Origin of the sequence: Endozoicomonas sp. SESOKO2, assembly GCF_024606245.1 — a bacterium.
In the GTDB taxonomy this organism is placed as follows: Bacteria; Pseudomonadota; Gammaproteobacteria; order Pseudomonadales; family Endozoicomonadaceae; genus Endozoicomonas_A.
In genome coordinates this window covers 1-7193 of the sequence record NZ_JAHHPQ010000127.1, presented here as the reverse complement: position 1 = coordinate 7193, position 7193 = coordinate 1, and the positions used below count along the sequence as shown (strand labels likewise).

The 7193-nt window shown below is 46.5% G+C and carries 6 protein-coding genes; 1 reads left to right on the top strand and 5 read right to left on the bottom strand.

The genetic code is table 11. From position 1 onward, the window contains the following. Window positions 1-93: 93 nt before the first annotated feature. Both KDK17_RS03420 and ilvC read right to left on the bottom strand, forming a co-directional pair. Window positions 94-1026: a DMT family transporter gene (locus KDK17_RS03420; RefSeq protein WP_257254932.1), complete on the bottom strand. Its 933-nt coding sequence runs from the start codon at window positions 1024-1026 to the stop codon at window positions 94-96. A 341-nt stretch (window positions 1027-1367) separates the two neighbouring features. Continuing rightward, complete coding sequence (ilvC, locus tag KDK17_RS03415; protein WP_257282242.1) at window positions 1368-2384, bottom strand: ketol-acid reductoisomerase; 1017 nt, start codon at window positions 2382-2384, stop codon at window positions 1368-1370. A gap of 162 nt (window positions 2385-2546) precedes the next feature. On the opposite strand from ilvC, the gene ilvY reads away from it, so the two are divergent. Then, window positions 2547-3410 carry an HTH-type transcriptional activator IlvY gene (gene ilvY / locus KDK17_RS03410; RefSeq protein WP_257282243.1) on the top strand — a complete coding sequence of 288 codons (864 nt, stop codon included), beginning with the start codon at window positions 2547-2549 and terminating at the stop codon, window positions 3408-3410. Window positions 3411-3437: 27 nt separating this feature from the next. Here ilvY and KDK17_RS03405 read toward each other — a convergent pair whose 3' ends face one another. The 3 genes from KDK17_RS03405 to KDK17_RS03395 form a co-directional block, all read right to left on the bottom strand. Beyond that, window positions 3438-4538 (bottom strand): hypothetical protein, encoded by a 1101-nt coding sequence (locus tag KDK17_RS03405; protein ID WP_257274754.1) that lies wholly within the window; start codon window positions 4536-4538, stop codon window positions 3438-3440. A 238-nt stretch (window positions 4539-4776) separates the two neighbouring features. Further along, entirely contained in the window at window positions 4777-5880 is a 1104-nt protein-coding gene (locus KDK17_RS03400) for a hypothetical protein (protein WP_257274755.1), read from the bottom strand. 256 nt (window positions 5881-6136) lie between these two features. Continuing rightward, window positions 6137-7105 (bottom strand): hypothetical protein, encoded by a 969-nt coding sequence (locus KDK17_RS03395; RefSeq protein ID WP_257282244.1) that lies wholly within the window; start codon window positions 7103-7105, stop codon window positions 6137-6139. Window positions 7106-7193 lie beyond the last annotated feature (88 nt).

Below are 7193 nucleotides of genomic sequence, written 5' to 3'. Positions count from 1 at the left end.
GCGAGCTATCCATCCCCGAACTAGAAGTACGGGGCTTTCCGCTCAATTTGGTAATCTTTCTTCACTTTGGGTGAGGAAAGATTCTTCAAGTGTCTAACCCGGACTGTCTGTTGAAGAATATTTCCGATTGGTTATCCATAATCCTGTAAAGATCAATCCAGCTCCTATCAAGTGGTACTGGTAAAGTGTCTCTCCAAGAATGGGAATAGCGAACATGGCTGAAAAAACAGGGATTAGGAAGTTAAACATGGCCGCAGTGTTTGCCCCCAGAATAGACACGCCGAAATTCCATGACATATAAGCGACCAGTGAAGCAAACAAAGCAGCGTAACTGATGAGAAAAAGTGCTTTCGGACTGACGATAAAGCCACCTTTCGACGATAGCTCCCAGAGATAAAAGGGCAAGAGGATCAATACCCCAATCCCAACCAGAGTAGTCAACAGCTGAGCCCCGGATACGGGCAGTTCAAAACGCTTGAGCAACACCGTATAAGAGCCCCAACAGCAGGTAGCAAAAAACATGATCATGTCTCCCCTGCCAAAATCAAGGCTGGCCAGCGATGACCACTCGCCCTTACTGAAAATCGTCAGCAGCCCGGGAAGGGCCATCCCCATACCAAACAACTGTCTTTTTTTAGGAAAAACATTTAACAGTGGAATAGCCAGGATCATGGTAATAACAGGCAAAACTATTTGTATCAGGCCCAGATTCACCGCCTGTGTCGATTGAGCAGCGATATAGAGCAGTGTGTTAAAGCAGGTAATGCTGAAGAAACCCAGGATCAATAATTGATAACGACTCTGAAAAATCAGCTTTCTCTGCCGAACCAGCTTTTTTCCGGTAAATGAAAACAGAATCAGAAAAGTCAGGGCCCATCTCCAGAATGACAGCGCGATGGGAGGAATATCTCCCACACTCATTCGGCCTGCAACAAGGTTACCCCCCCAACAGAGAGTTGCTAATACCAGCCCCAATACTGCCAGAATGTGGGGCTGGGTCTTCAAATGGGCGATTTTTTTTCTCAAAGTACTGCTCCGGAAAATCTGCCTACTGTCTCTTAAATCAAAAATAACGCAACTATTATGAAATACGCTCTGTAAATAAAGAGACTATAGATTTAACTGTATCCCTGCCTTAGTTAAACATAATCCATTTGCCGATCTTCAACTTCGATCATAAATAGTTCGATCATAAATAGATTCGGGGCTGGCTTCCTGTGTCTGACAAGCATTGTCCGTTCTCCGGAAGCTTCCGTAGTCGCAAGATAGACCACTTTATGGACAGCGTCATCTGTCAGAAAAATCTTGCGATATTCAAACCAAAAAAGGCGCACAAGGCGCCTTTTTTAAACGATTTTTAGTAAAAATCAGTTCTTATCTTTGTCAACCAGCTGATTCTCGGTGATCCAGGGCATCATTTCACGCAGCTTGGCACCGGTCTTTTCAATCGGGTGAGCAGCGTTGTTACGACGGTAGGCCGTCATGGACGGATAGTTCATCGCACCTTCGGTGATAAACTTCTTGGCATACTCACCGTTCTGGATGTCCTTCAGAGCATCACGCATGGCTTGACGAGATTCATCGTTGATGACTCTTGGGCCGGTTACATACTCACCATACTCCGCATTGTTGGAGATGGAGTAGTTCATGTTGGCAATTCCACCTTCGTACATCAAGTCTACGATTAGCTTCAGTTCATGCAGACATTCGAAGTAAGCCATTTCAGGGGCATAACCTGCTTCGGTCAGGGTTTCAAAACCGGCCTTAACCAGCTCTACGGCACCGCCACACAATACCGCCTGCTCGCCAAACAGATCGGTTTCAGTTTCATCTTTAAACGTCGTTTCGATGATACCGGTACGACCACCACCGACGCCACAGGCGTACGACAAGGCGAGATCTTTCGCCTTCCCGGTAGCATCCTGATAGATGGCAACCAGATCAGGGATACCGCCGCCTTTAACAAATTCGGAACGAACAGTGTGACCCGGAGCTTTAGGGGCAATCATAATGACATCCAGATCAGCACGAGGAACAATCTGGTTGTAGTGAATAGCAAAACCGTGAGCAAATGCCAGCGTTGCACCCTGCTTCAGGTTAGGCTCAATTTCGCTCTTGTATAACCGGGACTGGAATTCATCCGGAGTAAGGATCATGACAACGTCAGCCTGAGCTACTGCAGAAGCTACGTCCAATACGTTCAGGCCAACCGCTTGGGCTTTGGCAACGGAAGCGGAGTTCTTACGCAGACCAATAGTAACATCTACCCCGGAGTCCTTCAGGTTATTGGCATGAGCATGGCCCTGTGAGCCGTAGCCAATGATGGATACTTTCTGGCCACGGATGATGGAAAGATCACAGTCTTTATCGTAATAAACTTTCATGACGGACTCCTGAGTAAAACGCCCCGGACTATTTATTGCTGTCCGAGCTTAAAACGTTGACCTGGAGGTTAAAGCAGGCAAGTAATTTCGTAAAATGATATATTTGCAATATAATATTTCATAATAAGAAACAACCCTGAGCGAAGATGAGAAACAGTCATTATGGATTTGAAACCACTGAAGCATTTCCTGAGTCTGGCTGAAACACTTCATTTCGGCCGTGCCAGCGCAGCTTGTCATATCAGCCCATCGACCCTGAGCCGCAGCATACAGCATCTGGAAAATAAGTTGGGGGTATACCTGTTTGAACGGGACAACCGCAGTGTCAGCCTGACTGCAGAAGGCATTAAATTTGAGAAATATGCCCGGGAAACCCTGATTCAGTGGTCAGCGATTCGTAACGAGTTGATTGCCGAATCCAAAGAGCTCAAAGGTGAGATCAGTGTTTATTGCTCCGTGACCGCCAGCTACAGTTTTCTTTATGATATTCTCAAGCGCTTTCGCCAACGCTATCCGAGCATTGAAATCAAACTTCATACTGGCGATCCTGACTCAGCCATTGAGCTGATCACCTCTGGTAAAGAGGATATAGCCATTTCTGCCCGCCCGGATAATTTATCCTCAGAGATTCAGTTTCATAGTATCGGACTCTCGCCACTGGTCTTCATAGGCCCTGCTTCAGGAGAAATTTCTACCCCTGAGTCGGTTGAAGAGTGGAGTAGAACGCCCATGATCCTGTCAGAAAAAGGTATTGGACGACAGCGGGTGGATCACTGGTTTTCAACCAAGGGCATCAAGCCAAAAATATACGCTCAGGTAGCTGGCAATGAAGCCATTGTCAGTATGGTCAGTTTGGGGTTTGGAGTCGGCGTAGTACCCCAGATTGTTCTGGATAACAGCCCACTGTCCGACAAGGTTAACATTCTGAACATCACTCCCTGGCTGGCAGCTTATGATGTGGGATTATGTGTACTGGACAAAAAACTCAAAAGCCCATTAATTCAGGCTTTCTGGGAGCTGCTATAGACGACTCCCCTGACCAGAACAGCTCGTTCAGTGCGTTGCCAAGCCCGAGTCCAGGCCAAAAGCTTCGAGGAGGTTCAGCTCAAATCGATTGTTTTTTGCTTCCTTCATAACCACCTTATTTTCGGCAAACCAGGACTTGCCCAGACACCAGGCTAAAAGGGTCTCCCCATGATGAAATATAAGAATCTGCCTTCCTGTGCCAGAGTGACTCAGCAGGTAAGGAGTCACCTGCCCCGCACTCCAGGAAAAATTTTTGAAGCGACAACCGCCTTTCACTGAGTCGCAAGGTGCATGTTCTGACCAGATAAGCTTCTGATGGTCTGGTATAAAGAGGTCGTACGCTCGCGGCGGCCTCCAAATGATCCTCTTCAGTTGATAACCGGGTCGATCCGTTATCACAACTAACTCCTGATCGGAGCCGCCATAAAGTGAACTCAACCTGCGAAAGTCATAATTGGCATTAAATAGATAAGCGACACTGCTGTGTAGATGACCACCGATCACTGTACTCGGCGTCGATTCATCCTTGATACCCTTTCTTTCTTGCCAGTCAGGCACCAGAACCACTGGTATTGAATTATTGTAGTAACTGGCAAAATAGGAATGCCAGTTAATAAAGCGATCCAGCCAGTTCTGACAGACTGCGCGGCTATCAAGATAATCGTCTGCAGATTTATGGAATGCCTTGAGGGTTCTGCTACCAGTATTAATGGCTTCACAGTTGCTGGCGATCAGGGAAGAGTAGTGCAGAAAACCAAAAGGCAAACCTCCTGGTTTGGCTTGAGTGAGACTCTTCCATCTCTGGTAATCTTTTCTGAGATGACTGAACAGGCTCTTCAGTCTCTGCTCCTTCACTGCCTTAATGCCACTCCACCAGTATTCTACTTCAGACAGCTTAACGAAATGTGGTTCTTCTGTATTACCGATCAGTTTGCTGGCGACAATCCAACGGTTAGTTTGATAATTTACCACACCTATAAATAAAGGGTGGGCAGGGTAGCCCGAAGTTGCTTGTTTTTTACTGACATAAAAAATGAATTCATCTTCCGTGAAAACATAGTACGATATCCCTATCGTCACCCCTGCCAGAACCGCCAACCCTACAAGAGTGTCTCTGTGTGCTCTCATCCCGGCCTGTAAGTGAGTGTTCCCGGAGAGCACTAAAAAAACGACAATTGTCTTTAAAGTATTCTGCTGTCCAATCAGATGTCTAACCATCGATACGTCCAACACGTAATTTATAACACCACCCAGTATAGATAATTAAAGAACACCTTTTGTTAATAGAATAAGGGCAAAAACTCTGATCGAAAAACAGTTTCCGGGAGTCGGCAGAACAACACGACTTTGGAGCTTTTATAGACGACTATTTACTTGTTGTTTCGAGATCAAAAGCCTTGGTAAGATTCAGCTCAAATCGATTGTTTTTTGCTCGCCTGGAAACCACTTTATTTTTGGATAACCAGGGTACACCGAGATACCAGGCAACAACGGTCTCACCATGATGAAATATAAGAATCTGCCTTCCTGTCTCGGGGTGGCTCAGCAGGTAGGGAGTCACTTGTTCCGCACACCCGGAGAAATTTTTAAAGCGACAGCCCCCTGTCACCGGATCACAGGGGACATGTTCTGTCCAGGACATCTTGCGATGATCTGGCAGGAAGGCATTGTACTGGCTCCAGCCCCCCCAGCTGATCCTGCTCAGCTGATAACCGGGTCGATCCGTAATCACAATCAACTCCTGATCAGAGCCGGTATAAAGTGACTCCAACCTGCGGCGAAAGTTATAATTGGCATTAAACAGATAAGCTACCGTGCTCTGCAAATGGCCGCCGATCACTGTACTCGGCGTCGAGTCGTACAGAACCCTCTCTCCTCCTTGCCAATCAGGCACCAGAACTACCGGAATTGACTTATTGAAGTCACTGGCAAAATAGGGATGCCATTGAATAAAGAGGTCCAGCCAGTTCTGACAGCGCACGCGGCTATTCAGATAATCGTCTTCAGATCCATGGAACGCCCTAATGGTTCTGCCGGCTGTATTAATGGCTTCACAGTTGCTCGCGATCAGGGACGAGTAGCGCAGAAAAGAAGAAGGCACATTTTCTCGTTCTATCGTAGAGAGACGCTTCCATCTCTGGTAATCCTTTTCGAGATGACTGAACAGGCTTTTCAGTCTCTGATCTGCGTCAAAGTGACTCCACCAGTGTTCTATGGCAGACAGCCTAAAGAATTTTGGTTCTTCTGGAAAACCGACCACTTTGCTGGCAACAATCCAACGGTCAGTTTGATAATTCAGCACGCCTACATATAAAGGGTGTGCAGGCCGTCTCGCAAATGCCCGTCTTTTACTGGCATAAAAAACGAATTCCTCTTCCTCAGAAAGATAGCACGATAGCCCTATTCCCAATCCTAACAAGCCTGCCATCATGCCCAGAGCTACAATAGTGTCGCTGCATGCTGTTCTCATCTTGGCCTGTAAATGAGTGTGCCCGGAAAGCGCAAAAGAAACAATGAGTATCTTTAAAATGCTTTGCCGTCCAATTCGGTATCTAACCATCAATGTGTCCAATGCGTCATTTATAATGCCGAACAGTATAGATAACTTTAGAGCAGCTGCTTTTAAAAAGAATAAGAGTTAGAAATGCTGCCCACATGATTAAGAGCAAAACATTCCCTGGGAATCAGCAAAAAATCCCGAATTTGGCGCTGTTATAGACGAACATTTACTTCGTTGCACCGAATTCAAAAGCTTCGATCAGATTCAGCTCAAATTGATTGTTTTTTGCCCGCCTTGAAACCACTTTATTTTTCGATGACCAGGATGTACCCAGAGACCAGGCGACGAGGGTCTCACCATGATGAAATATAAGAATCTGCTTTCCCGTGTCGGGATGACTCAGCAGGTAGGGAGTCACTTTCTCCTCACTCCCGGAAAAATTTTTGAAACGACATCCGCCAGCCATTGGATCACAAGGTGTATGTTCTAACCAGAAAGGCTCTGGCAGGAAGATGCTATAAAACCACGATGGCCAACGACTGACCCTGTTCAGTTGATAACTGGGTCGATCTGTTACCACAACTAACTCCTGATCAGAATTGCCATAGAGTGAACTCAACTTGCGAAAGTCATAATAGGCATTAAACAAGTAAGCGACACTGCCATGGAAATGGCCTCCGACCAGCCTGCTCAGCGTCGATTCGTCGGGGATGGCTTCCTTTCCTTCACGCCAGTCAGGCACCAGAACCACCGGGATTGACTTGTTGTAGCGACTGGCAAAATAGGCATGCCATTTAATAAAGTCACCCAGCCAGTTCTGACAGAGCATGCGGCTATTCAGGTAATCGCCTCCATGGAATGCCTTAAGGTTATTGTCAGCAGTATTACTATTAATCTGAATGGCTTCACAGTTGCTGGCGACCAGGGACGAGTAGTGCAGAAAATCAGAAGGTAAATCTTCTGATTTGGCCTGAGTGAGGCTCTTCCATCTTTGGTAATCCTTTTCAAGATGGTTGAACAGGTTCGTCACTTTCGGGTCCACTTGAAAAGGAAAGAGACTCCACCAGAATTCTACATCAGACAGCTTAACAAACCTTGGTCCCTCTGTTTCACCGATCAGTTTACTGGCAATAATCCATCGGTTAGGTCGATAATTCTCCACGCCCTGAAACATAGACTGGACTGGATAGCCCATAGCTGCCCGCCTTCTGGTAACAAAAGAGATAAATTGACATCCTCCCACAGCTAAAGCAGTGGGATTCCTCCAGCGAGACGGCTATGCC

What these genes read in the sequence shown, in the direction of transcription:
- ilvC (WP_257282242.1), bottom strand. Translation starts at nt 2,384, where the DNA reads ATGAAAGTTTATTACGATAAAGACTGTGATCTTTCCATCATCCGTGGC.
- ilvY (WP_257282243.1), top strand. Translation starts at nt 2,547, where the DNA reads ATGGATTTGAAACCACTGAAGCATTTCCTGAGTCTGGCTGAAACACTT.
- KDK17_RS03405 (WP_257274754.1), bottom strand. Translation starts at nt 4,538, where the DNA reads ATGAGAGCACACAGAGACACTCTTGTAGGGTTGGCGGTTCTGGCAGGG.
- KDK17_RS03400 (WP_257274755.1), bottom strand. Translation starts at nt 5,880, where the DNA reads ATGAGAACAGCATGCAGCGACACTATTGTAGCTCTGGGCATGATGGCA.
- KDK17_RS03395 (WP_257282244.1), bottom strand. Translation starts at nt 7,105, where the DNA reads ATGGGCTATCCAGTCCAGTCTATGTTTCAGGGCGTGGAGAATTATCGA.